The organism is Methanobrevibacter sp. YE315 (assembly GCF_001548675.1).
Taxonomy (GTDB): Archaea; Methanobacteriota; Methanobacteria; order Methanobacteriales; family Methanobacteriaceae; genus Methanocatella.
Genome location: NZ_CP010834.1, coordinates 218,258 through 244,711 on the forward strand (window position 1 = coordinate 218,258; position 26,454 = coordinate 244,711).

The 26,454-nt window shown below is 35.3% G+C and carries 25 protein-coding genes and 1 tRNA gene; 15 read left to right on the plus strand and 11 right to left on the minus strand.

What is annotated here, in order from left to right; translation table 11 throughout:
• The first annotated feature begins 6 nt into the window (after positions 1 to 6).
• The 6 genes from TL18_RS00970 to TL18_RS00995 all read left to right on the plus strand — a co-directional run bounded on the left by TL18_RS00970 (position 7) and on the right by TL18_RS00995 (position 5,291).
• Positions 7 to 576 carry a molybdopterin dinucleotide binding domain-containing protein gene (locus TL18_RS00970; RefSeq protein WP_067040048.1) on the plus strand — a complete coding sequence of 190 codons (570 nt, stop codon included), beginning with the start codon at positions 7 to 9 and terminating at the stop codon, positions 574 to 576.
• Positions 566 to 1,942, plus strand: coding sequence for a formylmethanofuran dehydrogenase subunit B (locus TL18_RS00975; protein ID WP_067040050.1), 1,377 nt, complete (start codon positions 566 to 568; stop codon positions 1,940 to 1,942). Before TL18_RS00970 ends, TL18_RS00975 begins: the two co-directional genes overlap by 11 nt.
• 7 nt (positions 1,943 to 1,949) lie before the next feature.
• Complete coding sequence (locus TL18_RS00980) at positions 1,950 to 3,668, plus strand: formylmethanofuran dehydrogenase subunit A (RefSeq protein ID WP_082706470.1); 1,719 nt, start codon at positions 1,950 to 1,952, stop codon at positions 3,666 to 3,668.
• Between the two features lie 2 nt (positions 3,669 to 3,670).
• On the plus strand, positions 3,671 to 4,546 hold the full coding sequence (locus TL18_RS00985; RefSeq protein ID WP_067040056.1) for a formylmethanofuran dehydrogenase subunit C: 876 nt from the start codon (positions 3,671 to 3,673) through the stop codon (positions 4,544 to 4,546).
• A gap of 42 nt (positions 4,547 to 4,588) precedes the next feature.
• Positions 4,589 to 4,879: a DUF2097 domain-containing protein gene (locus TL18_RS00990; protein WP_067040059.1), complete on the plus strand. Its 291-nt coding sequence runs from the start codon at positions 4,589 to 4,591 to the stop codon at positions 4,877 to 4,879.
• 121 nt (positions 4,880 to 5,000) lie between these two features.
• On the plus strand, positions 5,001 to 5,291 hold the full coding sequence (locus tag TL18_RS00995; RefSeq protein WP_067040061.1) for a DUF2097 domain-containing protein: 291 nt from the start codon (positions 5,001 to 5,003) through the stop codon (positions 5,289 to 5,291).
• Here TL18_RS00995 and TL18_RS01000 read toward each other — a convergent pair whose 3' ends face one another.
• The 5 genes from TL18_RS01000 to TL18_RS01020 form a co-directional block, all read right to left on the minus strand.
• Entirely contained in the window at positions 5,292 to 6,974 is a 1,683-nt protein-coding gene (locus TL18_RS01000; RefSeq protein WP_067040065.1) for a DUF128 domain-containing protein, read from the minus strand.
• Positions 6,975 to 7,028: 54 nt separating this feature from the next.
• The gene (gene glnA, locus TL18_RS01005) at positions 7,029 to 8,384 is read right to left on the minus strand and encodes a type I glutamate--ammonia ligase (RefSeq protein WP_067040068.1); all 1,356 of its coding nucleotides are present in this window, start codon (positions 8,382 to 8,384) and stop codon (positions 7,029 to 7,031) included.
• Positions 8,385 to 8,637: 253 nt separating this feature from the next.
• Positions 8,638 to 9,390 (minus strand): HesA/MoeB/ThiF family protein, encoded by a 753-nt coding sequence (locus TL18_RS01010; protein ID WP_067040071.1) that lies wholly within the window; start codon positions 9,388 to 9,390, stop codon positions 8,638 to 8,640.
• 8 nt (positions 9,391 to 9,398) lie between these two features.
• The gene (locus TL18_RS01015) at positions 9,399 to 10,565 is read right to left on the minus strand and encodes an aldo/keto reductase (RefSeq protein WP_067040074.1); all 1,167 of its coding nucleotides are present in this window, start codon (positions 10,563 to 10,565) and stop codon (positions 9,399 to 9,401) included.
• Positions 10,566 to 10,682: 117 nt separating this feature from the next.
• Positions 10,683 to 10,792: transfer RNA gene (locus tag TL18_RS01020), tRNA-Met, on the minus strand.
• A 421-nt stretch (positions 10,793 to 11,213) separates the two neighbouring features.
• Here TL18_RS01020 and TL18_RS01025 point away from each other — a divergent pair.
• The 5 genes from TL18_RS01025 to TL18_RS01045 all read left to right on the plus strand — a co-directional run bounded on the left by TL18_RS01025 (position 11,214) and on the right by TL18_RS01045 (position 15,334).
• Positions 11,214 to 11,600 carry a hypothetical protein gene (locus tag TL18_RS01025; protein WP_067040078.1) on the plus strand — a complete coding sequence of 129 codons (387 nt, stop codon included), beginning with the start codon at positions 11,214 to 11,216 and terminating at the stop codon, positions 11,598 to 11,600.
• A gap of 488 nt (positions 11,601 to 12,088) precedes the next feature.
• Positions 12,089 to 12,475: a hypothetical protein gene (locus TL18_RS01030; RefSeq protein WP_067040081.1), complete on the plus strand. Its 387-nt coding sequence runs from the start codon at positions 12,089 to 12,091 to the stop codon at positions 12,473 to 12,475.
• Positions 12,476 to 12,890: 415 nt separating this feature from the next.
• On the plus strand, positions 12,891 to 13,274 hold the full coding sequence (locus TL18_RS01035; protein WP_067040084.1) for a hypothetical protein: 384 nt from the start codon (positions 12,891 to 12,893) through the stop codon (positions 13,272 to 13,274).
• A gap of 137 nt (positions 13,275 to 13,411) precedes the next feature.
• A complete protein-coding gene (locus TL18_RS01040) occupies positions 13,412 to 14,662 on the plus strand; it encodes an adenosylhomocysteinase (RefSeq protein ID WP_067040087.1) in 1,251 nt (416 codons plus the stop codon).
• A gap of 21 nt (positions 14,663 to 14,683) precedes the next feature.
• Positions 14,684 to 15,334, plus strand: coding sequence for a DUF2119 domain-containing protein (locus TL18_RS01045; protein WP_067040089.1), 651 nt, complete (start codon positions 14,684 to 14,686; stop codon positions 15,332 to 15,334).
• Positions 15,335 to 15,391: 57 nt separating this feature from the next.
• Here TL18_RS01045 and fen read toward each other — a convergent pair whose 3' ends face one another.
• Genes fen through TL18_RS01075 form a run of 6 tightly spaced genes read right to left on the minus strand, consistent with a single transcriptional unit; the run spans position 15,392 to position 20,958 of the window.
• Positions 15,392 to 16,375, minus strand: coding sequence for a flap endonuclease-1 (fen, locus tag TL18_RS01050; protein WP_067040092.1), 984 nt, complete (start codon positions 16,373 to 16,375; stop codon positions 15,392 to 15,394).
• 9 nt (positions 16,376 to 16,384) lie between these two features.
• Positions 16,385 to 16,948 carry a chorismate lyase gene (locus TL18_RS01055; RefSeq protein ID WP_067040095.1) on the minus strand — a complete coding sequence of 188 codons (564 nt, stop codon included), beginning with the start codon at positions 16,946 to 16,948 and terminating at the stop codon, positions 16,385 to 16,387.
• 9 nt (positions 16,949 to 16,957) lie between these two features.
• The gene (gene hacA / locus TL18_RS01060; protein WP_067040098.1) at positions 16,958 to 18,211 is read right to left on the minus strand and encodes a homoaconitase large subunit; all 1,254 of its coding nucleotides are present in this window, start codon (positions 18,209 to 18,211) and stop codon (positions 16,958 to 16,960) included.
• A gap of 6 nt (positions 18,212 to 18,217) precedes the next feature.
• Positions 18,218 to 19,387 (minus strand): homocitrate synthase family protein, encoded by a 1,170-nt coding sequence (locus tag TL18_RS01065; RefSeq protein ID WP_067040101.1) that lies wholly within the window; start codon positions 19,385 to 19,387, stop codon positions 18,218 to 18,220.
• A 50-nt stretch (positions 19,388 to 19,437) separates the two neighbouring features.
• Positions 19,438 to 19,986 (minus strand): class IV adenylate cyclase, encoded by a 549-nt coding sequence (cyaB, locus tag TL18_RS01070; RefSeq protein WP_067040104.1) that lies wholly within the window; start codon positions 19,984 to 19,986, stop codon positions 19,438 to 19,440.
• Positions 19,987 to 20,001: 15 nt separating this feature from the next.
• The gene (locus TL18_RS01075) at positions 20,002 to 20,958 is read right to left on the minus strand and encodes a glycosyltransferase family 2 protein (protein WP_067040107.1); all 957 of its coding nucleotides are present in this window, start codon (positions 20,956 to 20,958) and stop codon (positions 20,002 to 20,004) included.
• Between the two features lie 507 nt (positions 20,959 to 21,465).
• Between TL18_RS01075 and TL18_RS01080 the strand changes: the two genes are divergently transcribed.
• The 4 genes from TL18_RS01080 to topA all read left to right on the plus strand — a co-directional run bounded on the left by TL18_RS01080 (position 21,466) and on the right by topA (position 26,251).
• Complete coding sequence (locus tag TL18_RS01080; RefSeq protein WP_067040110.1) at positions 21,466 to 22,011, plus strand: TATA-box-binding protein; 546 nt, start codon at positions 21,466 to 21,468, stop codon at positions 22,009 to 22,011.
• Positions 22,012 to 22,023: 12 nt separating this feature from the next.
• Positions 22,024 to 23,790 (plus strand): phosphoserine phosphatase SerB, encoded by a 1,767-nt coding sequence (gene serB / locus TL18_RS01085; protein WP_067040114.1) that lies wholly within the window; start codon positions 22,024 to 22,026, stop codon positions 23,788 to 23,790.
• 39 nt (positions 23,791 to 23,829) lie between these two features.
• Positions 23,830 to 23,976, plus strand: coding sequence for a hypothetical protein (locus tag TL18_RS11060; RefSeq protein WP_197031828.1), 147 nt, complete (start codon positions 23,830 to 23,832; stop codon positions 23,974 to 23,976).
• A 118-nt stretch (positions 23,977 to 24,094) separates the two neighbouring features.
• A complete protein-coding gene (topA, locus tag TL18_RS01090; protein WP_067040117.1) occupies positions 24,095 to 26,251 on the plus strand; it encodes a DNA topoisomerase I in 2,157 nt (718 codons plus the stop codon).
• Positions 26,252 to 26,454 lie beyond the last annotated feature (203 nt).

The following is a 26,454-nucleotide window of genomic DNA, read 5'->3' on the forward strand; positions in this document are numbered from 1 at the left end:
TACAATATGCATTATGCTAATACTTATTTAGAAAAACCTGTAGTACCTGATGTAAAAATCACTGGTGAAGGAACAACCGATGTTCTCAAATGTATGTTAAACACCGGATCTGACATCTATCAAGGTGCTTGTAAAAAAAGAGGATCCACCTTAAAAGAAGAATACAAAAACGCTTCAGGTACTTGTTACATGGATCCTAGAGACATGGCAAAATTAGGTGTAAACAACTGGGATACCGTACTTGTTAAAACCGATTTCGGTGAAGTAGTAGTAAACTGTGCTGTATCAAGAGACGCACCTCACGAAGGAACAGTATTCATTTGTAAAGGTCCATGGGCTAACACTATCGTAAGCCACGATACCTACTGCTGCTCTGACCCTACTTACAAAGGTATTAGATGTACTGTTGAAAAAACTGATAGAAAAGTATTACTCATGGCTGACTTAATGAGATGGGTATACAAAAAATACGTTGATGAAGAAGATGACGATGTTGTTGAAAACATGGAATCTTTAGGTGAATTGCCTGTTTATCACGGACGTAAATGGGAGGAGTTGATTGACCATGACTTATGAACCACCTGTAACTGATTATGATTACATTGTTGAAAACTGTACCTGTGCATTCTGTGGTTGTAACTGTGACGACTTAGACTACTTAGTCAAAAACGGTCATGTAGTTGCTGTAAGACACGCATGCAGATTAGGTGCAAGTAAAATTATGGAAGATATGGATCAAAGATTAATTGTTCCAATGATTAGGGATGAAAACGGAGAACTCAAAGAAGTTGACTGGGATACCGCTTTAGACAAAGCTGCTGAATACATTGCTAATTCCATCAGACCAGTATTCTACGGTTGGTCAGAAACTTCTACTGAATGTATGAAAGAAGGAGTAGCATTAGGTGAATACATCGGTGCAGTATTAGACAACCAAGCTACTATCTGTCACGGTCCTTCTCTCCAAGCTGTACAAAACGCAGGTTACCCTATTCAAACCTTAGGAGAAGTTCAAAACAGAGCTGACGTTATTGCATACTCTGGAAGTAACGCTATGAACTCTCACCCAAGACACATGGCAAGATACGCTGTATTCTGCCGTGGATACTTCAGACAAAGAGGAAGATTCGACAGAACCGTTATTACCATGGATCCAAAATTCTCAGACACTGCAAGATGTTCTGACAAATGGATTGGATTCGAACAAAACGGTGACTACGGTTTCTACAACGCTATTAGAGCTGTATTAAGAGGAAAAGAATTATACCAAGACGTAATTTCTGGAATTCCTAAAGAAGACATTTACGAATTAGCAGAAGAAATGAAAAACGCTGAATTCGGTGTTCTCTTCTTCGGTTTAGGTTTAACCCACACATTATCAAAACAAAGAAACATTGATATTGCAATTAAAATGGTACAAGACTTAAACAAATACAGTAAATGGGGTCTTACTCCAATGAGAGGTCACTTCAACGTAAACGGTTTCAACATTTTCATGGCATTCGAATGTGGATTTGCATTTGGTGTTGACTATGCAAGAGGTTACCCAAGATATATGATGGGTGAAACCAACACTATCGATTTATTAGTAAGGAAAGAACCAGACTGTTTCATGGTTATTGCAGCTGACCCTGGTGCTCACTTCCCTAACGGAGCAAACCAACACTTAGCTAACATTCCTGTTATTCAAATCGATATCCACTGGGGTCCATCTACCGAACTTGCTGACGTAGTATTGCCAGGTTCATTCATCGGTGTAGAATGTGCCGGTACCAGTTATCGTATGGATGGAGTTCCTATCTACATGAAGAAAGCTATCGACAAACCAGAAACCTGTCGTGACGACGAATGGATTGTCCGTGAATTGAAAGAAAGAGTAATGAAACTCAGAGAAGAGCCAAACGTAGCTCCAAAATATGTGCCAAATCCAAACGCACTCTAAAGGTGATATAATGGAATATATTCTTAAAAATGGTATTGTCTACGACCCAGCTAATGAAGTCAATGGGGAAAAGATGGACGTAATGTTCAAAGACGGTATTATTGTAGATGATGTTTCTGCAGATGCTGAAGTATTAGACGTTACCGATAAAATAGTCATGCCAGCAGGTATTGACCCTCACGCACACGTTGCAGGTCCTAAATTAGTAGTAGGAAGATTATACAGACCTGAAGATTCCAGAAGAGGTGTTACTCAAAAGACCAAAGTATTAAGGTCTGAATCTGGTTTCTCCATCCCAAGTTGTCCTGCAACTGGTTACAGATACTCAAGATTAGGTTACGGTACTGTTGTAGAAGCAGCTATGCCTCCTCTTGAAGCAAAACACACTCACGAAGAAATTGCAACTATTCCAATGATTGATATTCCAGCTATGCCGTTATTCGGTAACAACTGGTTTGTAATGGAATACGCAAAAGATAACAATATTGAAGACATTGCAGCATTTGTATCTGCATGGTTAAAAATCTCAAAAGGTTACGGAATTAAAATCGTAAACCCATGTGGAAGTGAAGCATGGGGATGGGGTATGAACGTACACGGTGTAAATGATAAAGCACCATACTTTGACGTAACTTCCAAAGAAGTCGTTATCGCTTTAGCAAAAGCTAACGAAATGTTGAACTTACCTCACTCTATTCACATTCACCCTAACGATTTAGGACACCCTGGTAACTACACTACCACTCTCGAAACCATGGATGCTGTTAAAGATGTTAAAAAAGGTTCCAAAGCAGCTGAAATAAGAGACCAAGTTATGCACGTTTGTCACTTACAATTCCACGCATACACTGGTAACAGCTGGAAAGACGCAGGATCTGCAGCACCAGAACTCGCTGATTACATTAACAAAAACAAACATGTAACCTGTGACGTAGGTCAAGTAACCTTAGATGAAACCACAACCATGACTGCAGATGCTCCAATGGAATACGACTTATTCAAATTATCCGGTCTCAAATGGACCAACAAAGATATTGAATGTGAAACCGCAGCAGGTATCATTCCATGTATTTACTCAGGTAAAAACCCAGTTAACACATTACAATGGGCTATCGGTCTTGAATTGTTCTTAGGCATTGAAAACCCATGGCAAGTATGTTTAACTACTGACCACCCTAACGCAGGACCATACACTAGATATCCTAGAATCATCTCCTGGTTGATGAGTAACCAAAGAAGGATGGAAATGATGGAAAACGGAGAAGTCCACAAATGGGCACAAAGAAGAACTACTCTCCCAACTCTCGACAGAGAATACGATTTCTACGAAATTGCAACTATTTCCAGAGCTGCTCCTGCTAGAATCTACGGATTCACTGACAGAGGTGCACTCACCCCTGGTTACAGAGCAGACATTGCAGTATATGACATAAATCCTAATGAAATTGATCCATCCAGACAAGCTGCTGAAATCGAAAAAGGTTTCAATGTTGCTGAATACACTATTAAAGATGGTCAAATCTTAGTGAAAGATAAAGAAATCGTAAAAGTTAAAGAAAGTCAAAACATTTGGGTTAACGTAAAAGGATGGGAACAAAACGAACAAAAAGTTATCAACAACATCATGCCGTTCTTTACTCAATACTACTCAGTTAAATGGGAAAATTACCCAGTACACGACCACTACGTATCTAACCCAATTAGAATAGATGTTGATGGTAAATAGGGGTGTTTAATTTGAAAACTATAACTTTTGATCAAATAAAAACTTCTTCAATCGCTTTAGAATTTGATGAATTAATTCCTGATGAAATTTATTCATGGACTGAAGCAGATTTTGCAAAATATCAAGTTCCTATCGGAAACTCCAGATTCCCAATTACAGATTTCTTCGACATTACTGTAGTAGGAGAAGCTAATGGACCTGATGACGTTGAAATGATTCTCAACGGTGATTTAAACAGAGTTAAATACATCGGTTGTAAAATGAGCGGCGGTAAAATTTTATGTAACAGCAGTGTAGATTTACACGTTGGTGCAGAAATGTCTGGCGGTTCTATCCTTGTTAAAGGTGATGCAGCTGCTCACGCTGGAAGAGAAATGTCCGGTGGATACCTTGAAATTGAAGGAAATACCAAAGAATTCACTGGTGCTTCTTACATTGGTGAATGGAGAGGTATGACCGGTGGAGAAATTGTTGTCGGCGGTAACGCAGGTAAACAATGTGGTGAATGTTTAACCGGTGGTAAAATCCACGTTAAAGGTAACTGTGATATCTTAGCTGGTATTCACATGACTAAAGGTATCATTGAAATCGACGGTGACGTAAACCGTTGGCCTGGTGGACAAATGAAAAACGGTAACATCATTATCCACGGATTCCTTGGAAGATTACTCGAAGGATTCGTTCTCGACGGTATTGTTGTAGATCCTGAAGTAGACGGTATCACTTTCGAAGGTAAATATATTAAATATACTGGAGATATTGGTCTTAACGGTAAAGGTAACCTTTACTTAGGTGCTGAAGCTAACAAAGAAAAATTAGCTGAATATGGCGAATTAGACGACGAATATACTTCAATCAGAGAATACAGGAATTTATAATTCCTCTCTCTTTTCTTTTTTTTAATATTTTGATGTGGTAATATGATAGAAGAAGTTCAGATGACATTTGACGAAGCATTGGATTATGTCAAGGACGTTGTTGAAGTTGGAGATACTTTAGAAATTTCCTATAATCGTATTTTTGCTCCAGGTGAAGTTCTAGGTTTTACTGAAGAAGATGAACAGACCGGAGAAGGTTATAGGGTTGGTCTTCAGTTGAATGGTGAAATTTTAAATCAAGCTATTGAAGTTGATTTCAAAGAAATTGCAGATGATTTAATTGAAATGCGCCATATTACTGATGATAAAGAAATTATTATAGAAATTTTGTAATTTCTCTCTTTTTTTCATATTTATTTTTTTTAGGATTTTCCACAAATCATTAAATTTGTTCGTAAAAATACAAACAATTATATATGATGAAGTTAATTATTATGTATCGGAGTTGATTATCATGAAAGAATTAGAATTAACAACCAAAGATGCAGTAAGTTACTTAAAGGAAAATGTAAAAATTCATGATAAAATCGAAATCTCATACAACAGGATTTTTGCTGAAGGTGAAGTTCTTAACGTTGATTTTTCAGAATATTTCGGAGAACCAGGTTTCAAGATGCTTGTTTCCCTTGATGAAAGCCAAATTGGCTCAACCGTCGAAATCGATATCTACGAGTTTGAAGAGGACATTATAGAATTTGTCCACTATCCGAAAAATGGTGAAAGCGTGGATGTTACTGTAATTTAATTACAGTCTATCCATTTTTTCAAAAGGCAATAATTTTTCAATAGCCTTTATTTCCACGTCCATTCCTTTTTCTTTTAGAGCACCAATTGAATTCAAACCACTTCCTGTAACAACGCCAAAATTATAGTTGTCTGCTTTTGCATTGTAGGTCAATTCCCTTGGCTTTCCTATTTTATAAATTGAAAATCCAATATTCTTCAATATATCTAAAAGATGAACGCTGTAATCGCGGGATATGTATGGAATTTCTTTAAAACTAGCTAATATTTTTTGCGGCTTGCCTGTTTTGCTTATTGATGTCATGTTTTTTGATAGGAATATGTTGTGAGGATCTTCTGTTGAACCGTTGTATGAAATCAGCTCAATAAATAGGGGAGGTTCTGTAAGTTCAAGCAGTCCTCCATATTTCGGATTGCTCATGATTCCATTGTCTATTAAAATTCCATCAATACTCAGGCTGCATATAGTTGCAATTCCAATTTTATCATCGTCATCTGGGTGTTTTATAATTTTATAGTATGGATTGATGTATTTAGGGCTTGAGATATATGTTTCTTCCATTATGTTTAATGCGGAATCCAAATCATCCTTGTCTATATAGGACACGTTAGAAATGATGTCTCCTTTTCTGGTTTCTATGTTGAAGTCAACTTGCTGTATCAGATTCCATGTTTTTGAAAGTAAAAATGATATTTTCGGTTGAATGTCATGTGTTACAGGTTTTAATGAGTTCCTTACCTTTGAAGTTATTGGGGCCAATGTTTTAAAGTCTCTTATTTCTTCAGCTATTTTTATGTCGATTTTTTGTCCTTTTTCTTGAACTGCACAAAATGGGCTTGTTCCACCGACAATGACTATTCCAACCATTCCTTTAGGGACAGGTATTCCTAAGATATCTTTACCTTCATCAGAAACGGCTATTACTCCGCCAATTCCGATTTTGTCAAGATTATTAATAATGCTTATTGCCTTTTCTCTTCCGATTCCAGGTATCAATCTGAAGTTTGCAGGGATTATTCCGCTTCCGGTGTCCACAACATCCATTATTGATGTCAATCCTGGGGTGGAAAATGCATCTAGGGGAGTCATAGATGTCTTTTTATATGATATCAATTCTGTAAATTTAATCGGCTGTGAATCTTCAATTTTCAGAAGTCCTCCATATTGCGGTTGTGATGGTATTCCCTCATTGAGCAGCACTCCATCTATTGTTGTACCGCATAAAGTTGTAACTTCTATTTCGTCTCCGTTTCCAACCCTATTTAAATTAACATAAGGACTAACAGAAAAGCCACTTTCAATAATCTTTTTAATTATATCAATCGATTCTTCATTATAAATGGTTGATGTATTGACAACTACATTCCCATTTTGTTTCATATAGTTGAAGTCAGTCAAATAAATCATTTCTTCAAATTTTGAATAGATGAAATCGACCTGGTCATATATCAGTCCCTTTTCTAATTTTTCGCGACCAAGAGTTGTAATGCATCTTCCAGAATATCCCATCCTTTCGGTATAACCCTTTTCATCTAAAATTTGCATGTGATATCTGACTGCACGCTCACCTAAATTGAAACCTTTGTTTTTTAGCTCATCAGCTATTAATTTGGATCCTATAGGCTTATCTTGCTCACTTAATATTCTTAGAATTTCAATCATTCTATGTTCGGATTCTGGCATGAAAAATCTCCGCACTATTAATACAGACTTAAAAATAAAAAATTAATATTTAGATTAGATATCTAAATATTTTCTTTGTTCGTATCCGAATACTTGAACTCTGTATTCGTCCCATTCCTGATATTTCAATTCAAGGAATTTTTCACTTACGTGAGGTCCTAGGGCATTTAATATGAGTGGGTCTTTTTCAAGGGAATGGTAAGCTTCCCATAAACTTGCAGGTAAAACTTCAATTCCACGTTCTTTTCTTTCTTCTTCACTCATTTTGAAAATATCGAGTTCAACAGGGTCACCAGGATCAATTTTATTTACAATACCGTCAATACCTGCTTCAAGCATTACGGTAAATGCCAAATATGGGTTACATGCAGAGTCAGGTGATCTGTATTCAATACGGGTTGCTTTACCACGGGCTGAAGGCACTCTGATTAATGCGGTTCTGTTTCTAAGACCATATGCCTTGTAAACAGGTGCTTCATAGCCAGGCACTAAACGTTTGTATGAGTTTACAATAGGATTGGTGATTGCTGTAAGTGCAGGGGCATGTTTTAACAATCCGCCTATGAAGTAGATTGCATCTTTTGAAAGTCCAGTTTCGGAATCAGGGTCGTAAAATAGGTTTTTATCTCCTTTAAATACGGACTGGTGACAGTGCATTCCACTACCGTTCACGCCGAAGAATGGTTTTGGCATGAATGTTACCCTATAATCCAATTGGTCAAAGGTAGCCATATTGTCTACGATTGCTTTGATAGCTTGTTTAAATGTAATTACTGCATCTGCAGTTTTTAATGCATCTTTAAATTTGAATGCGATTTCATTTTGACCCGGAGCTACTTCGTGGTGGGAAGCTTCTACTTCAAAGTCCAAATCCTCTAGGTTTAAGGTTAATTCTCTTCTAAAGTCAGGTCCCTTATCGAGAGGTTCCACATCAAAGTATCCTGCTTCATCGTAAGGCATAGGATATCCATTTTCATCAATATCTACAATAAAGAATTCTGGTTCTGGACCAATATTATATTGTAAGCCCATCTTAGCAATTTTAGCTAATGATTTTTTAAGCACTCCTCTTGGGTCTCCTATGAACGGTTTGTTTTCATGTGTCCATATGTCACAAATGAATCTGCAGGTTGCGGATTCTTCAGGTCTCCAGGAAAGTCTTGAGTAAGTGTTGATATCCGGTTTTAATAATAAGTCACTGTCATTTACTCCAACAAATCCGGCGATTGATGAACCATCGAATAACATTCCTTCGTTGAATAGCTCATCCATGTCTTCACCGTTAAATGGGATGACAATATTTTTTACGGTTCCATTTATATCAACAAATTGTAAACGGATAAATTTGATATTATCCTCTTTCATTCTTTCTTCTATACTTCTAATTTTTTCTTCAGGAATATCGCCCATTAAAATCAAGCTCCATTAATTATAAAATTGAGTTTAAAACACAGTCGGAAATGCGTTTCCTATGAGAATTATATCTTAATTTTGTAGTATATAAAGATTTTGAAAAAATAGTTAGATATAGCTATTCTTTTGATTTTACTGGATTTATGTCTATGTTTTAGCATATTTGTTTGATTTTTGGAGGATATATTAAAAAAAGAGTATTAATTTGTTCAATTGATTATAAAAAAAGAATAGATAAATGATTTGTTGTTTAAATTTCTTCTATTGTAAATGAATTGAAATCCAACAAATCGAATGTTAAAATTTTCGGCGCAACAGTCACTCTTCCAATGCCTGTTAATATTTTAAAGGCTTCCATGGCTTCAAGACATGATACAATATTTGGAGTAGGACCAATAACCGGAGGCTTGCCTGAAGTCACATTTTTAAGCTCACCGATTACCTCGTCAGTTAGCTCTTTTCCAAGTGAAGGCAAGTTGAACATTTCTTCATAGCTTTTGGTGTTGGGCAAAAATACGGTAACCTGGCCTAAAGTTCCATGGACTGCTCCGTGAATGTATGGGATTCTTTTCTCATTAGCCTTTCTTGAAACGATAACCCTTGTCAGGATATTGTCCAAAGCGTCAATAACGATATTGGAATCTCCGATTATTTCATCAATGTTTGATTCATCAACATGCGCATTATAATTGGTTACCTTAACATGGGGATTGATCAATTCGACTTTCTGCTTTGCGACTTCACTTTTTTCAAGGCCCAATGTTTCTGTAGAGGATAGGCTTTGCCTATTGAGGTTGGTCAAGTCAAACACATCTTCATCAACCAGAATCAGCTCGCCGATTCCCATTCTTGCAAGCATTTCGATGGTCTGGCCACCTATTCCGCCACATCCGATGACAGTAATTTTCCCGTTTCTGAATTTTTCCTGCTCTTCTTTTGTTACTATGCTCATTTGTCTTGTTGCTATTTGCCAATATGTTTCTTCATCGAAGTTGTTTGTCATTTCATCACCTAAAAGTGGTCAAATTCACTGCCAAAGTATTCATGAACTTTAACAAGTTCTTCCGGTATGTTCAACATTTGAGTACAGAATGGAAGACACTCTTTACAGTCTATGCAGCTATCCGCTCTTGAATCATCATCAATCAGAGTGAAATATTGCATTGCGCTGGCTTTAGGGTCACCCATCATATGCGCTATATTGTATTCTGTCAAGCAATTAATGATGTCCACGCCATGAGGACAAGGCATACAATAGCCGCATCTGGTACATCTATTTCCCATAAATGTTCTATAGGTTCTTGCAACTTCCCTAATTATTTCCTGATCGTAGTCGCTAATGATGTCTTCGGTTGAAGCTATTCTGACATTGTCTTTTACCTGTTCCAGGCTTGTCATCCCACTTAAAACACAGTCAACATCATCCCGGTTCCATAAATATTGCAAAGCCCATTCAACAGGGGTTCTTTTGGTTTCAGCCATGTCCCATATTTCCTGAACCTCTTTCGGTATGTTTTGAACCAATCTTCCTCCACGGAGAGGTTCCATAATCATGCTACCGACATTCACTTCTTTTAGATAATTAAGTCCCATCACTCCTGACTGGTAATACTCATCAAGATAATTCATTTGGGTTAAAACAACTTCCCATTTAGAATATTCGTCCAAAATCTCAATTAAGTAGTCCACTTCAATATGTGATGAAAATCCAACATGCTTAACCTTTCCGCTTGAAAGGCAATCATCTAAAAAGTCCAGGACATCAAGATTTTTCACCTTTTCCCAATCGGGCACGGTAAGTGAATGCAATAAGTAAATATCGATATAGTCTGTCTGGAGTTTTTCTAATTGCTCGTCCAGATACATGTTGAAATCCTGTTTGGTTTCAATCGCCCATGAGGGGGATTTTGTTGAAATCAGAACTTCATCCCTTAGGGAATTTTCTTTTAAGAATTTTCCAACGAACCTTTCACTGTTTCCGCTGCCTTCCAATGTATCGTTATGGTAGGGATATGCAGTATCGATAAGATTAATTCCATTTTCAATTCCATATTTAAGCATTTCTGATGCTTCTTTTTCATTAATCTGTGAGTTGGAATTAACTGTTGGAAGCCTCATTGTTCCAAAGCCGAGCCTTGATACTTCAAGACCTGTTTTTCCAAGTGTGTTATATAACATTTTCAAACCTCAATTGCTTAACAAATGATATATTATTAAAAACGAGTATAAAATAATTATGTTTTGAAAAAAATATCTTTAAAAAATAGTTTAGATGGAAAATTCCTGGGATATGGATGCCGGGGGCGGGATTCGAACCCGCGATCTCACGGTATCCCAGGAATAAGTCAGAGCACTGCTTTATTACCCTATGAGCCGTGCGCTCTAACCAGCTGAGCCACCCCGGCATCTAACAATTATATATTATTTTATCATTACATTTAAAGCTTTGCTTTTTTTGACATTTTCCCGTAAAATTAATCATTTTATAAAAATTTAAAACTGCATCTTGTTAAAAAAATTGGAGGGTTGCTGATTGTCGGTAATTGTTAAATGGGCTTTGGATCTGATTGTTGTCTAATCCTTTAAAAGTTATATTTTATTTTATAAATCTTTTAAAATATTTATTTTTCAATTTAACTTATTAATAATTCGTTTTTTAATTTTTTACGATGCAAGTGGGCACTTACACTCGAAAAACTTTATATACTGCCTTGTTTATATAATTAAACTGTACGAGGACAATTAATTCGGAAAAAAATTGAATTTGTTTTCCGAGTTATTCGGACTCAAATTAAACTTACATTAATAATATCGGAGGAATCAAAAATGAAACTCAACAGCAAAATCTTATCAATAATGGCAATATTTTTAGTTCTCATTTCAGCAGGATCAGTATGCGCTGCTGAACATGTAGCAGAAGTAAATGACGCAACCCCAGTAACTGACGTAAACGCAACAGATGTAAACAACACAACCAATGTAACCAACGACACCGATGTAGCTCCATCAAAATACATCATCCCACCTGACGCAAACCATGATGAACAACACCCATTCAACCCTAACGCAACAAACACAACAAACGCAACCAATGCTACTGTTAAAGCAGCTGTACAACACACAATCTCTGTACAACACGCTACTGGTAACCCAATCCTTGCATTATTAGCAGTATCTGCTATCATCGGTGCATACAGCATTAAAAGAAGTTAGGTAGATTCATCCTACCTATCTTTTTTTTTATTCTTTTTTTTACATTTTTTTTTTTAAAACGATTTAACTTTTTTTTTGACATTAATAATTTCTGAAACAATAATGATTATGGCTTGCGATTAAAACTTGTACTCTCTTAAAAAAATGGGGGATTTTTTGCTAGTGATCTTTGAAGTCTGTGAGATTCCATGTTAATTTGTTAAAATTCATGTTTTTGAATTCATAATTTTGAAAGTTAAATTTCTTTAAAACTTTTTAAATATTTAATAGCTCTTTTATGTTATTTATTTTTTGATAATATTTGTTATTTATTTGTTTTTTTGTATTTATCGATGCAAGTGGGCACTTACACTCGAAAAACTTTATATACTATCTTGTTTATATAATTAAACTGTACGAGGACAATTAATTCGGAAAAAAATTGAATTTGTTTTCCGGTTTTTTGAACTCAAATTAAACTTACATTAATAATATCGGAGGAATCAAAAATGAAACTCAACAGCAAAATTTTATCAATAATGGCAATATTTTTAGTTCTCATTTCAGCAGGATCAGTATGCGCTGCTGAACATGTAGCACAAGTAGACGACGCAACCCCAGTAACTGACGTAAACGCAACAGATGTAAACAACACAACCAACGTAACCAACGACACCGACGTAGCTCCATCAAAATACATCATCCCACCAGATGCAAACCATGACGAACAACACCCATTCAACCCTAACGCAACAAACACAACAAACGCAACCAATGCTACTGTTAAAGCAGCTGTACAACACACAACTCCAGTACAACACGCTACTGGTAACCCAATCCTTGCATTATTAGCAGTATCTGCTATCATCGGTGCATACAGCATTAAAAGAAGTTAGGTAGATTCACCCTACCTATCTTTTTTTTATTCTTTTTTTACATTTCTTTAATTTGATTCAATAACTTCTTTTAACATTAATGATCTTGCATCCTCTTTAAAAAATTCAGGGGATTTTTAGGCTAATGATTCTTTCCAGATTTTGAATCCATAATTTTGAAAGTTAAATTTCTTTAAAGCTTTTTAAATATTAAAGACTCTTTTATGTTGTTTATTTTTTGATAATATTTGTTATTTATTTGTTTTTTTTGTATTTATCGATGCAAGTGGGCACTTACACTCGAAAAGCTTTATATATTGTCTTGTTTATATAATTAAACTGTACGAGGACAATTAATTTGGAAAAATGAATTAATTTTTCCAGATTATTCGAACTCAAATAAATCTTATATTTAATAATATCGGAGGAATAAAAAATGAAAACCAACGGCAAAATTTTATCAATAACGGCAATATTTTTAGTTCTCATTTCAGCAGGTGCCGCATGTGCTGCTGAACATGTAGATCAAGTAATGACAGACGAAAACCTCAAAATTGACCTAAACGCAACAAACACCACCAACACCACCAACGTAACTAACGACACTGACATCGCTCCTGCAAAATTCATTATCCCACCAGATGCAAACCACGATGAACAACACCCATTCAACCCTAACGCAACAAACACAACAAACAACAGCACTCTAAATGCAACAGCAGCTGTTGGAACATTACAAAAAAATGCTACAGCTAACCCAATATTAGCATTATTAGCAGTATCTGCTCTCGTTGGGGTATACAGCATTAAAAGAAGTTAGGTGGCTCCGCCATACCTATCTTTATTACATTTTTTTTTAATTGACTTGACAACTTTTTTTTAATTTAATTAAATCATTAACTTTAAAAGCTTACAAAACGATAGAATATATTATTATAATTTTTATGGTGAATATTTATGAGTAAAGTTAAAGACATGTCACTAGCTCCTGAAGGAGTTAGAAAAATTGAATGGGTTCAAAAACACATGCCTGTTTTGGAACATATTAAACAAGAATATTTGGAAACCCAACCTTTTAAAGGGATAACTATCGGGTCATGTTTACATTTGGAACCTAAAACAATTAATTTAGGTTTAACATTGATGGCCGGTGGAGCAGAAGTCGCGATGACCGGATGCAATCCTCTTTCAACACATGACGATGCAGTTGCAGGAGCGGCTGATTTAGGATTAAACGTCTACGGTTGGAGAGAACAGGACGATGAAGAATACTACCAGACAATTAATATGGTCTTGGATCACAAACCTGACATAATCATTGATGACGGAGCAGACATGATTATGGTTTTACATAATGAGAGAACCGAATTGTTAAAACATATTAAAGGGGCATGTGAAGAAACCACAACTGGTGTTCACAGATTACAGGCAATGCACGCTGACGGCGCATTAAAATTCCCGGTAATCGCTGTAAATGACGCTTATACCAAATACTTATTTGACAACCGTTACGGAACTGGTCAATCAAGTTTCGATGCAATCATGGGAACTACCAACATGGTTATTGCAGGAAAAACAGTAACCGTATGCGGATACGGTTGGTGCGGCCGCGGACTAGCTTTAAGGGCAGCAGGTCTTGGAGCTGATGTTATCGTAACTGAAGTGGATCCAATCAGAGCATTGGAAGCAAGAATGGACGGTTACCGTGTAATGACTATCCGTGAAGCAGTAAAACAATCAGATTTAATCATTACAGTAACAGGTAATGCTGACATTATCTGTGGAGACGACTTCAAATACATGAAAGATGGATGTATGCTTGCAAACTCAGGACACTTCAATGTTGAAATCAACAGACCAGACTTAGAAGCAATTTCAACAGAAGTAAAAGAAGTGCGTGAAAGCATTGAAGAATTCACAACCAAAGACGGACGCAAACTTTATCTTTTAGCAGATGGCCGTTTGGTAAACTTATCTGCAGCACGCGGACAAGGACACCCAGCTGAAATCATGGACATGAGTTTTGCAGTACAGGCATTATCCGCAAAACACATCCTGGAAAACGATTTGCCTGTTGGCGTAACCAAAGCCCCTGATGAAATCGACTACAATGTAGCGACCATGAAATTGAAAGCTATGGGAATTGAAATCGATTCATTAACAGATAAACAAAAAGCTTACATGGCAAATTGGCAAGAAGGAACCTAATTCCTTCCTTTCTTTATTTTTATGTCTTATTTTAGATACATTGATAATGGTGATGGACCAACAAAGCTGTTCGTTGGCGGGGTTCATGGCAATGAAGGCTTAACCTCAATAAGATTCATGAAAAAAATCAAAGAAGAGGATTTGTCGCCTGGACAGTTCTATTTCTATAACTTTGATAGAACACCCTATGTTTCAACAATTAAAAAGGAATTTTACGAATCCGGAATCGGCTTGAAAATTTTAGATTTAATCGAATATCTTCAGCCGGATTTTTACACTGAGCTTCATTGTTATAATCTTAAGAATTATGAGAGATTAACCTCTATTGAGAGGTATAAAAAAACAGGCATTCCACCACTCATTAAATTGGGAAATCATATTCTGGTGTCATCCGTATCCCCGTTAATCAGAATGACTTATTTTTCAACAGAAACAGTTTGCAAAACACTTGAATTTCCCTGCATTGAAAAATTAACTCCGGAAATTATTGAAAAATATAATTTCAATAAAGAATTGGCCATTGAGACTTATGAAGATCTGCTTAATCTGATTTTAATTTCTCCTTCAAGAGAGAATTTCGAAAAGGAAATGATGATTCATCATGCCGACCAAGTTCATTTGGCGATGAGATATGCTGAAAAAGTTTTTGGCAAGGATTTCCCACCATATTAATTGTTTCTTAAGAAAAATAATTTGATTTTAGAAGATTATCTCTTCTAAAAACTTTTTTTAAAACCATGCGTCAAGGCTTCCCTGACTTGAACTTAAATTTTTAAGTTTATCTGATGCTTTGATTACACGGTCTTCGGAAAATCCGTGCTCATAGCATAAAAATTCAATTATTTTGTCTTGCTTTGGTTTTTCCCATTTAATTTTATAGTCTGTATTTACGTTGTGGTTTAGGAAAATCTCTCTTACTTCATCCAAATCATGGGTTGATTCCTTTTGAAGCTCGGCGATTTTTTCTTTTAATTGGCCTTTATGCGCTAGTTTAAGTGCGGTTTTTGCACCTACACCTTTTAAACCTTCACAAAAATCGGTTCCAATTAATATTCCCATGTCAATCAGTTCTTCTCTTGTTATCTTTAATTCTCTTAAAACCCTGTCCAGTTCATAGTATTCAAGATTTCCAAGATTGGAATTCACTGCCAGGTTTCTGACAACCCTTTTGGCTCCAAATAATAGGCAATCGTAATCTTGTGATGCCACAGCATATGCATCTCCTTTTGATACCAGATATGCTGCTTGAGCTTCACCTTCCCCTTTAGCATCAACATAAGGAATTCCCATCAATGTTAATAGTTTTTTAGAAGATTCAATTATCTCAGGTGATAGTTTGCTGGATCGCATTGCGAATTTTCTTGCTTTTTCAGTATCTCCAGAGGCAAGTGCATCCTTATAGATTTTTTCCGCTTCATCCCTGACTTCTCTTCTTTTAGCCTGGGTTTCGCTTTTGAGTTCGGGTGCTTTTCCGTCAAAAATATAAATTGGCTTAATGTCCTTTTCAATCATTGAAGAGTTTCTGTATAATATTCCGCTTAAGTGAGAAGTAATGTTGCCGTTTTCGTCGGTTAAGGGCCTGCCGTCCCTTTGTCTGATTGTGGATAGGAACTGGTATAGAGTGTTAAATGCATCTATAGATACAGTTCTTCCTTCCAAATCTTTAAAGCTGATAGATTTAGGTTCAATTATATCCTTTAATTTCACACCCATTTTCAACACCTAGATTTCTGCAAAATAGCTTACCGGGAACATCTCTTTAATCCACATTAAAATTTCGCCGTTGTTGATGATAACATAATCACGAGCCAGGAAGTCTTCATCTGTGTTAAACAATTCTTTTAATGTGTCGTTTGGCTTTTCAATGAAAATGTTTTTCACTTCTCTTCTGGATTCAATATGGTAGTTTTTTAAGATTCTGCCGATTGGTATGTCCGCTCTGAGCAAATCGGCACAAACTTCCTTGGAGCATCTGCCTAATGGAACATGTGAGATGGCATATATCAAAGGTTGGTCTTCCTTATGCATTATAACTTCTCTGAAGTTGATTTCCTCACCCTCTTCAACATTCACCAGTTTTGCATGTTCAGCATCTGCATTTTCAAGATGTTGGTCCAGGGTATCTAAAGTAATTTTACCATACAAAACATCCAGAATTGCGGTAATGGACCCGTCAGTTGTTAAAAGAATTTTTTGGGTATTTGAAAATGTCTGACCATAATCTTTTTCGAGGTCATTCATTTTTTCAATGAGTCTTTTGTTTGCTTCGTTTTTATCGTTTACCATTTGAATCACTTATAAGTCTTTAGGATTTGTAATAACTCCTGTAATTGCTGAGGCAGCTACCACTTTTGAATTTGCCAAGTATACTGAAGAAGCAGGGTCTCCCATTCTTCCTTTAAAGTTTCTGTTGGTAGTGGAAATACAGGATTCTCCTTCGGATAAAACTCCCATATGTCCTCCAAGACATGGACCGCATCCAGGATTACAGATAATGGCGCCGGCATCAATGAACGTGTCAATATAACCGAGATGCATTGCTTGCTTGTAGATTTCTCTTGAAGCCGGCAGGATGATTAGTCTAATGGAATCATTGATTTTTTCCCCTTCCAATATTTCTGCAGCTTCCTTTAAATCGGAAAGCCTGCCGTTGGTACATGAACCAATCAGGCATTGGTCGATTGATGTGCCTTCTATTTTGGATATTGCCTTAACGTTATCCACATCATTTGGGCATGCGATTTGGGGTTCCATATCATTAATGTCAAAGTGCATTTCCTGAGCGTAAGTTGCATCATCATCTGATTTTACAATATTTAATTCAGATTCGTTTTTGCCAGTTCTTTGGCAAATATAATCGATAACTTCGCGATTAGGTTCCATTATTCCATTTTTAGCACCCATTTCAATAGCCATATTGCACATGGTTGCTCTTCCTTCAACGCCCATGTTCTCTATGGTTTCACCGCAGAATTCCGCAGTCTTATAGGTTGCTCCGGCTATTCCAATTTCGCCGATGATGTTTAGAATAATGTCTTTTGGCGCTATATATGAATTCAATTCACCTTCAACTTCCATTCTTATAGCTTCAGGAACCATAAACCATGTTTTGCCGGTTGCCCAAACCATTGCAAGGTCAGTTGCACCCATACCTGTTGAAAATGCTCCGAATGCACCATAAGTGCATGTATGGGAATCAGCACCGACAACAACCATTCCAGGCTCAACCAATCCCATTTCAGGAACAACCTGGTGGCAGATACCTTCGCCATGAATGAAGTTTTTGGTAATGTTTTGAGTTTTGATGAAGTCACGACAGACCTTTTGAAATTCAGCCGAACCGATTGTATTTGCAGGGATGTTGTGATCAAAAATAATGGCTATTTTTTCAGGATCCCATACTTTATCAGATACTTTTTCAAAGGTTTTAATGGCTGGTGGGGATGTTCCGTCGTGTGACATTGCAAGGTCAACCGGAATCTCGATTATTTCACCGGGTGTTACTTCGTGACCTGCTTTTGCAGATAATATCTTTTCAGTAATATTCATCTTAATCTATTCCTTTTTACTGATTTTTTTAACAATATCCTTGAATACTTGGTCGTTGATGTATTTTCCTTCTTCCCTTGATTTTTTAACTTGTTTTACGATTTCGATAAGCTCTTCATCACTGACATCAAGTTCGCATTCATTCAATTTGGCTCTAACGGCTCTGCATCCTGAATGCTTACCTAAGACAAGCTGCCTTTTTTGGCCAACCAATTCTGGAAGATATGGTTCGTAGCATAACGGCTCTTCAATAACAGCATCAACATGGATTCCGGATTCGTGTCTGAATACATTATTTCCAACAATAGGTTTATTGTATGGGATTGGAAGGCCGCTTGCATTTGATACAAGGTCGGATAATTCTTTGATGTATTTTGTTTTAAATCCGTAGTCTTTTCCATATAGGATTTTCATTGCCATAATAAGTTCTTCTAAAGATGCATTACCTGCCCTTTCGCCGATACCATTGACTGTTGTTGAAACAGCTTTTGCACCTGCTAAAACACCTGTAATGGAGTTGATAACAGCCAATCCGAAATCATTGTGAAGGTGAACGGCAAGGTCAATTTTGATATCTTTGACAAGCTCTCTTACTAGATAGTCAATTCCTTGAGGGGTAATTGCTCCGGTTGTATCGGCAATGTGGACTCTGTCGGCACCGCATTCTTGAGCTTTTCCATAAATACGTTTTAAAAATTCGATGTCGGTTCTTGTAGCGTCTTCTGCTGAAAATGCAACAAACAAACCGTGGTCTTTAGCATAATCCACTGCAGTTTCACATAAGTTGATTGCATCCTGCCTTGTAATGTGCATTTTGTGGTCTAAATGGATGTCGGATGTTCCAACAAATGTAATTATACCGTCAACATCACAATCAAGTGCAGCGTCAATATCTCCCGGTTTTGTTCTGGTTAATCCAAGAATTGTAGCATCAAGCCCTTCATTGGCAATTGCCTTAACTGTTTCCTTTTCTTTTTCGGAAACAATTGGAAATCCTGCTTCAATCTGGTGTATTTTGAATTGATCCAGTTTTCTTGCAATCTCCATTTTATCATCAAAGCTAAAACAAACGCCAGGGGTCTGTTCACCGTCCCTTAATGTTGTGTCATAAATTGTTATGTCATCTGGGAATGTCAATTCAGATTCTTTGTTATAATGACTTATAAAATATTGCAATATAATCACTTCTTTAAAAAATAAATTTAGTATATAAATATTATTGATATTTAGTTTATATTAAAAGTTTCTAAAAGTTCCAGATAGGAAGTTCTCTCAAAGCCATCTGTGATGCCTAATTTTTCAAAAAGTTCAAAAATAGAATTTTGAGCTTCAGTATAATCTTCACCATCGTTTAAACCTATTTCAATCTCCATATATGGGTCAAGTCCTTCAACATCATCTAATGATATCTCAAAGTCTTCATAAGAATAATATTGTCTGTTTTTTCTAACGGCCCTAACTTTTTTAAAGCCGATGGCTTCAAAAATGTCTGAGCATTCCTGAGCATTTTCAATACCCATTTCGATTTCCTTTCTGGTTTTTGCCTCTTTGTTGATTTTCGGCCCCTTGTAGGTTATGAAAATATTTTCTTCATCGTTTTCTTTTGTTGTCCTGATTCTTAATGCTTCATCGGTTTTTGCAAAATCAACTACAGGGCTATTGAAGTAGATATCTTCCTGAAACTCTTTTTTAGTTTTTGTCGCCCCGATTTCAGCCAGTTTCTCTTCCATCTCTTCAAAACTATTGATTTTAGCTTTCACTTCAACTTCTATCATGTTATCAACTGTTAATTAACTTACATTTATTTTGCTATTTAATGTTTTTAATAGGAATATAATCAATCCATACTGATTATGGTGAAGCGCTTTTAGGTATATTCTGTAAAATAGGGGGAGTTGCTTTATTCCCTTGTTTTCATGCCAATTCGGATATTTCTCATTAACGTAATTTACCATTTCTTTTATGGTATCTGCATTAAAATCATCTCTGAAACTGCTTCTGTAAACTGTCCCGACCAGGATGTGATAGACATTAATGTATTCAAGTTCGTCATAATATTTATTGAATATGTCATTTTTTTTGGCAAAATCCTCATTGGTTTCTGTTATGTCGTAAATCTGATAGATCCTATCGTCATAAGTGTGCATAATTGATGATGAGTGTTGAATGTAGTAATATAAAGGTTTTTTGACAATTGAAATTTTTTTAGATTTCATTAATAACTTGGGGAATGTTCCCAAGTCTTCATACCATTTTCCAAGAGGGAATGAAATGTCGTTTTCTTTAAACAATGAAGTTTTGTATAATTTATTCCATGCAGCAGGAAACCTGACAAGATTATAAAATCCTTCTTTCACTTTGTTTAATTCTGTTTTTTTATCATAAACTCTATAAAAATAACAAATTGAAATATCAGAGTCATTTTCGATTAAATTGTTATACAGTTCCATAAGATAGTCCTTGTCAATATAATCGTCACTGTCTATAAAACAAATGTATTTCCCAGTTGAGATTTCCAAACCAAAGTTTCTAGCAGATGAAAGACCCCCATTTTCCTTATAAACATATTTCATTCGTTCATCATCTTTTATATTTTCTTTAATAACTTTTTCTGTGGAATCCTGACTGCCATCATCTACAAATATCGCTTCGAAATTTGTGTAGCTTTGATTTTTTATGGATGAGATGCATTTGGCAACTAATTTTTCCATATTGTAGCATGGTATGACTATACTTATTTTTTCCATTGAATTTTCTCCTAACTGCTATTAAGTTTAGAATCCATTATATAAATAATATGTAGAATTTTATTATTCTCTTTAAAGGTTATAGTAATTTGCTGAATTTTATTTTTACTTTAAATTTTCATGTTTTTTATTTAAAGGTTGGTTGTAATATTTCAATATTTTTCATTAAGATTTTTGTGTTGTTTTTTTTAAGTGATTTTTGAAAAATGTTTATTTGATTTTTCTTTTTTTAAAATCAAGTATTTTCATTTTACTTATAAATGCTTTTTATTTTTTCAGATTATTTTCATGATTTTTTTTAATAGGTTAATATGCTTAGTATTTAAAGAAATTATCAAAATTAAAGTTATTTTATTTGTCTTTTTTCAAAATTTTTTAAATTTTCTTTAAATAAACATACATTTATATACTATTTAAATTAAATATTTTATTAGTAAAAATTTAACTAATTTTTTGTTTTCTTAAATTTTACTATTCTACTTTTAATAATTAATTGGAGGTTTTAAATTGACCGATGTTGATATAAAAATTGAAAACATTGTTGCTTCTGCAAGCATTGGTAAAGACATTGTTCTTACTGAAGTGTCCCAAGCTTTAGAAGGGGTTAATTTTAATCGTGAACAGTTTCCGGGATTAGTATTTAAACTTAAAGATCCTAAAACCGCAGCATTAATCTTTAGCTCTGGTAAGCTTGTTTGTACTGGAGCAAAATCTATAGATGATTCTAAATTAGCAATCAAAAAAACTGTAGATTTGATGAGGACTATTGATACTGAAATTCCTCATGAATTCGATATTAAAATTCAAAACATTGTGGCATCTGCAAACTTAGAGTCCACATTAAACTTAGAAGCAGTAGCTTTAGAACTTGAAGATACTGAATATGAACCTGAACAATTCCCAGGTTTAGTATACAGATTATCTGACCCTAAAGTGGTTTTATTATTATTTGGTTCTGGTAAGGTCGTATGTACCGGTGCTAAAACCAAAAGCGACGCTAAATTAGGCGTCGAAAGAGCTTACGATAGATTAAGTGAGCTAGATTTAATATAATTGGTGGTATTATTGATTAAACTTGTAGTATTTGACTTAGATAACGTTATTATTGATGGTGAAGCAATAGATGAGATAGGAAAATTAGCAAATGTTGAAGATGACATAGCTGCAATTACTGAAAAAGCTATGCAAGGGGAAATAGACTTTGAAACTTCTATTAAAGACAGAGTACAACTTCTCGAAGGTACTTCTATTGAAGACATCGAAAAAGTTGCTGAAGATCTTCCATTAATGCCTGGAGCTTGCAAAACCATCAATTGTCTAAAAGATAAAGATGTAGATGTAGCTATCATTAGTGGTAGTTTTGATGTAGTGGCTGATAAAATTAAAGATAAACTTGGAGTTGACACAGTTTATACTAATAGTTTCACAGTCGAAGATGGTAAATTAACTGGTGAAGTGACTGGTCCTTTAGTATCTGGTACTAAATTAGATGTATTAAAAGACCATGTTGAAAAAGCAGGAATTACTTTAGATGAAGTAGTTGCTGTTGGAGATGGCGCTAACGACATTTCCATGATTGAATCAGCAGGTTGCGGAATTGCTTTCAATGCAAAAGATTCTGTAAAAGAAATTGCTGATGTAGTAGTAGAAGAAAAAGACTTGTGCAAAGTCTTATGTGAAATCCTTAATCAATTAACCACTGATGATGCTGAAACTGAAACTGAAACTGTAGAAGAAGAAGTAGCTCAAGAAGCTGAAGCTGAAGCTGAAACTGAAGAAGTAGCCGAAGAGGCTGAAGAAGCTGAAGAAGAAGTTGAAGAAACTGAAGCTGAAACTGAAGAAGTAGCCGAAGAGGCTGAAGAAGTTGAAGAAGAAGTTGAAGAAACTGAAGCTGAAACTGAAGAAGCGGCTGAAGAGGCTGAAGAAGTTGAAGAAGAAGCTAAAGCTAAAGAAGCAAAACCTAAAAAAGCTGATAAAGGTCTTCCTGAATCCAATTTTGTTCTCGCTGACACTATGGAAGGTGTAAGAAAACAAAAAGATGAAAAAGAAGCTGAAATCTCCAAAGTTGCTGATGAAAGAGAAGAATATAACAAAATAGCTAAAGAACAACGTAAAATTAGAGATGAATTAAACGCATCTTTAAAAGAAAACTTAAACAAAGCTATTGAATACAGAAACGAGCGTAATGAAATCAACAAACAAGTTGAAGAAGCTAAAAAAGCTCGTAATGATGCAAATAATAAAATTAAAAGTTTAGAATGGTCTTCAGGTAAACGCGACAAAATCAAGATAGAAAATGAAATCAAAAAGATTGATAAAATCATTGAAACTCGCGTTTTAGACATCAAAAAAGAAAATCAGCTTGTTAAAAATGCAAACGATCTCAGAAAACAATTAATGGAAATTCATGAAGATGAATCCGTTAAAAATGAGGCTCAAGAACTCAAAAAATTATCTGAAGAAGAACACGAAAAAGTTATTACTCTTTCCGAACAAGCTCAAGCAGCTCACGAAGAAATGCTTACCTACTTCAGAAAAACAGATGACATCAGAACCGCAGCTGATGAAGCTCACAAAAAATTCATCGAAGCACGTAAAAACGCATCTGCTAAACATGAAGAGTTCAAAGCTATCTTAAGCGATATCCATGTTATCAACAAAAAATTAGGTTCCAACAAACCTAAAAAGAGGAAAAACGATAACAAACCTTCTGGCGGTAATAAAAACCGTGAAGAAAAAGAAAGAGCTGAAGAGATCTTTGAAAAATTCAAACAAGGTGGAAAAGTTTCTACTGAAGAGATTTTACTCTTGCAAAAATATAATATAGGTTAATTTTTTTAACCTAACTTTTTTTATTTTTTAGGTTTTAGCATGTCAGAGGAAAAAATTGAAACCTGCTTTATTTGCGGTAAAAAATTCGATATGAACAAAGCAGAGCTAGGATACTATCGCTATGATAAATTTCCAATCTGTGATTTCTGCGCTGACTTTTATCGTTTTTATAATGAAGATCTTTAAGATTTCAGACTATTTTTCTAATTTTTTAAAATGCTTTTTTTCATAGAAATATTTTTATATTAGATATTCTTTAAAATTTTATTCATATCATTTTTTAATATCGTGAGGGAAGTATAAAATGCATGAAGTAATAGTATGCGAAAAACCGACATCTGCTGAAAAGATAGCTAAAGCACTTTCTCCAAGTGCAAAAAAGAAAATATATAATAAAAAAGTGAAATATTGGGAACTTAAAAGGGATTCAAAAGACATTACAGTCGTTTCTGCTGTTGGACATTTGTATTCGTTGACTCCCGATAATCCAAAAGACAAAGTTTATTTCGATCTTCATTGGGCTCCAGCCTATGAAGTCAATAAAAAAGGCAGCGGTTTTACAAAAGATTATGTTAGGGCTATCAAGAAAATCGGTAAGAATGCCGATTCATACATTCATGCATGCGATTATGATACTGAAGGAACCTTAATAGGATACAATGCCTTAAAATATGCTTGCGGCCAGGATAATTTAAGCAAAATTTCCCGTATGAAATTTTCAACCTTAACCAAAAAGGATTTGGTTGAAGCATACGAGAACAGAATAGACCTGGACATGAACCAGGTAGATACAGGAATCGCAAGGCATGTCTTGGACTATTACTTCGGTGTAAATATCTCCAAGGCTTTAATGAAATCTGTCAGCAGAGCCAAATACAGATTTTTAAAACTATCAGCAGGCCGTGTTCAAACACCTACATTATCCATTTTGGTTGATCGAGAAAAGGAAATTAAAAATTTCGTTCCCGAACCTTACTGGCTAATCAAAGCAATTATCGAAGGCAAAATTGAAGTCGACCATGTTGACGGCAAGATTTTTGATAAGTCAAGGGCCGATGAGATTATGGCAAAATGTCAGGGAAAAGATGCATTGGTTGATAAGATTACCTTATCAAATTCATCCACTAAGCCGCCAGTTCCATTTAATTTAGGTGGTCTTCAGTCTGAAGCGTATAATGTTTTTGGATTTTCTCCTAAAAAAACACAAACCATTGCGCAAAACCTTTATACATCAGGTTATACTTCTTATCCACGTACTTCATCTCAAAAATTGCCTGAAAGCCTTGATTTCAAATCTATTTTTGCTCAATTGAGTCATGACGGCGAATTCAGGAAGCATATTTCACAGCTTCCATCCAAACTGAAACCTAATAATGGTAAAAAGGATGATGCTGCTCACCCTGCGATTCACCCTACAGGAATATTGCCTCAAGGTTTGTCTAGAGATGATAAAAAGATTTATCAGCTCATCGTTTACAGATTCATTTCAGTGTTTTTCGAAGCAGCCAAATTTGAAACAATGAGCACCACTTTGGACATTGAAGGTGAAAAATTCCGTTTCAGACGTAGAAGAGTAACTCATAAAGGCTGGATGGAACATTACCCATATAGAAAAATCGATGATGAAGAGTTCCCGGATATCAAGGAGGGGGATTTGATTAAAGTTTTAGATTTGATTGCTGATGAAAAAGAGACAAAACCTCCTGCAAGATATAATCAGGCTTCTTTAATTAAAGAGCTTGAAAAAAGAGAACTCGGAACTAAAGCTACCCGTGCAGATATCATTGATAAACTCTATGACCGTAAATACATAACAGGTACTCAGCAAATCGAAGTGAATCAGTTAGGAGAAAACATGATTGATACTTTGAGCACCTACTGTAAGGATTTGACTTCCGAAGAACTCACACGAGCCTTTGAAAACAAGCTCGAAGGTATCGATAACAATACTTCAACTCGCCAGGAAATTATAAAGGATGGTAAAAAGGAAGTTACTGTCATTTTAGGCGATATTGATAAGAATTATAAGGAAATCGGCACTAAATTATATGAATCTTATCAGGAAAGCAACATTGTTGGAACCTGTCAGGCATGTGGCGGAAATCTTGTTAAAAGATATTCCCCTAAAACCAAAAGCTATTTTGTAGGATGTTCCAATTATCCTGATTGTACAACAGTCTATTCCATTCCTAAAGGCACTCATTTCTTGAAAAAGACTTGTGAAAAATGTGGCCTTCCAATTATTTCTTTTGGAAAACCTCGTCAGCGTGCGTGTCTTGATCCTAATTGTGGCAAGGATAAAACCAAAGTCCATAATCCTGAAGAGGTTGGTCTTTGTCCTGAGTGTGGCAAACCGCTTCTTAAACGTTCTGGACGTTATGGTGAATTTATTGGTTGTAAAGGATTTCCGAAATGCAGGTTCACTTGCTCTGTTGAGGAACTTGAAAGCAAGTTGGATTAATCATTTCAAATCTTTTTAAAATCAATTTTATCTTTATTCAATTATATATTATCTTACAATTTTTTTTTAAGGATTGTTAAGAAACCGAACTCATTTTCATATTATTGAAATAATTTTTTAAATTTTTTATCATTTTGTTTTGTTTAGGATATGCAAAATACTTAATAATGTTGAAAAATAAATCTATAATCTAATAAAAATAT

What these genes read in the sequence shown, in the direction of transcription:
- TL18_RS01030 (WP_067040081.1), top strand. Translation starts at nt 12,089, where the DNA reads ATGAAACTCAACAGCAAAATTTTATCAATAATGGCAATATTTTTAGTT.
- TL18_RS01075 (WP_067040107.1), bottom strand. Translation starts at nt 20,958, where the DNA reads ATGGAAAAAATAAGTATAGTCATACCATGCTACAATATGGAAAAATTA.
- TL18_RS01015 (WP_067040074.1), bottom strand. Translation starts at nt 10,565, where the DNA reads ATGTTATATAACACACTTGGAAAAACAGGTCTTGAAGTATCAAGGCTC.
- TL18_RS01000 (WP_067040065.1), bottom strand. Translation starts at nt 6,974, where the DNA reads ATGCCAGAATCCGAACATAGAATGATTGAAATTCTAAGAATATTAAGT.
- glnA (WP_067040068.1), bottom strand. Translation starts at nt 8,384, where the DNA reads ATGGGCGATATTCCTGAAGAAAAAATTAGAAGTATAGAAGAAAGAATG.
- fen (WP_067040092.1), bottom strand. Translation starts at nt 16,375, where the DNA reads ATGGGTGTGAAATTAAAGGATATAATTGAACCTAAATCTATCAGCTTT.
- TL18_RS01035 (WP_067040084.1), top strand. Translation starts at nt 12,891, where the DNA reads ATGAAAACCAACGGCAAAATTTTATCAATAACGGCAATATTTTTAGTT.
- TL18_RS00970 (WP_067040048.1), top strand. Translation starts at nt 7, where the DNA reads ATGCATTATGCTAATACTTATTTAGAAAAACCTGTAGTACCTGATGTA.
- TL18_RS01010 (WP_067040071.1), bottom strand. Translation starts at nt 9,390, where the DNA reads ATGACAAACAACTTCGATGAAGAAACATATTGGCAAATAGCAACAAGA.
- TL18_RS01045 (WP_067040089.1), top strand. Translation starts at nt 14,684, where the DNA reads ATGTCTTATTTTAGATACATTGATAATGGTGATGGACCAACAAAGCTG.
- TL18_RS00975 (WP_067040050.1), top strand. Translation starts at nt 566, where the DNA reads ATGACTTATGAACCACCTGTAACTGATTATGATTACATTGTTGAAAAC.
- TL18_RS00995 (WP_067040061.1), top strand. Translation starts at nt 5,001, where the DNA reads ATGAAAGAATTAGAATTAACAACCAAAGATGCAGTAAGTTACTTAAAG.
- hacA (WP_067040098.1), bottom strand. Translation starts at nt 18,211, where the DNA reads ATGAATATTACTGAAAAGATATTATCTGCAAAAGCAGGTCACGAAGTA.
- TL18_RS01040 (WP_067040087.1), top strand. Translation starts at nt 13,412, where the DNA reads ATGAGTAAAGTTAAAGACATGTCACTAGCTCCTGAAGGAGTTAGAAAA.
- cyaB (WP_067040104.1), bottom strand. Translation starts at nt 19,986, where the DNA reads ATGATAGAAGTTGAAGTGAAAGCTAAAATCAATAGTTTTGAAGAGATG.
- TL18_RS01055 (WP_067040095.1), bottom strand. Translation starts at nt 16,948, where the DNA reads ATGGTAAACGATAAAAACGAAGCAAACAAAAGACTCATTGAAAAAATG.
- TL18_RS11060 (WP_197031828.1), top strand. Translation starts at nt 23,830, where the DNA reads ATGTCAGAGGAAAAAATTGAAACCTGCTTTATTTGCGGTAAAAAATTC.
- TL18_RS00990 (WP_067040059.1), top strand. Translation starts at nt 4,589, where the DNA reads ATGATAGAAGAAGTTCAGATGACATTTGACGAAGCATTGGATTATGTC.
- TL18_RS01025 (WP_067040078.1), top strand. Translation starts at nt 11,214, where the DNA reads ATGAAACTCAACAGCAAAATCTTATCAATAATGGCAATATTTTTAGTT.
- topA (WP_067040117.1), top strand. Translation starts at nt 24,095, where the DNA reads ATGCATGAAGTAATAGTATGCGAAAAACCGACATCTGCTGAAAAGATA.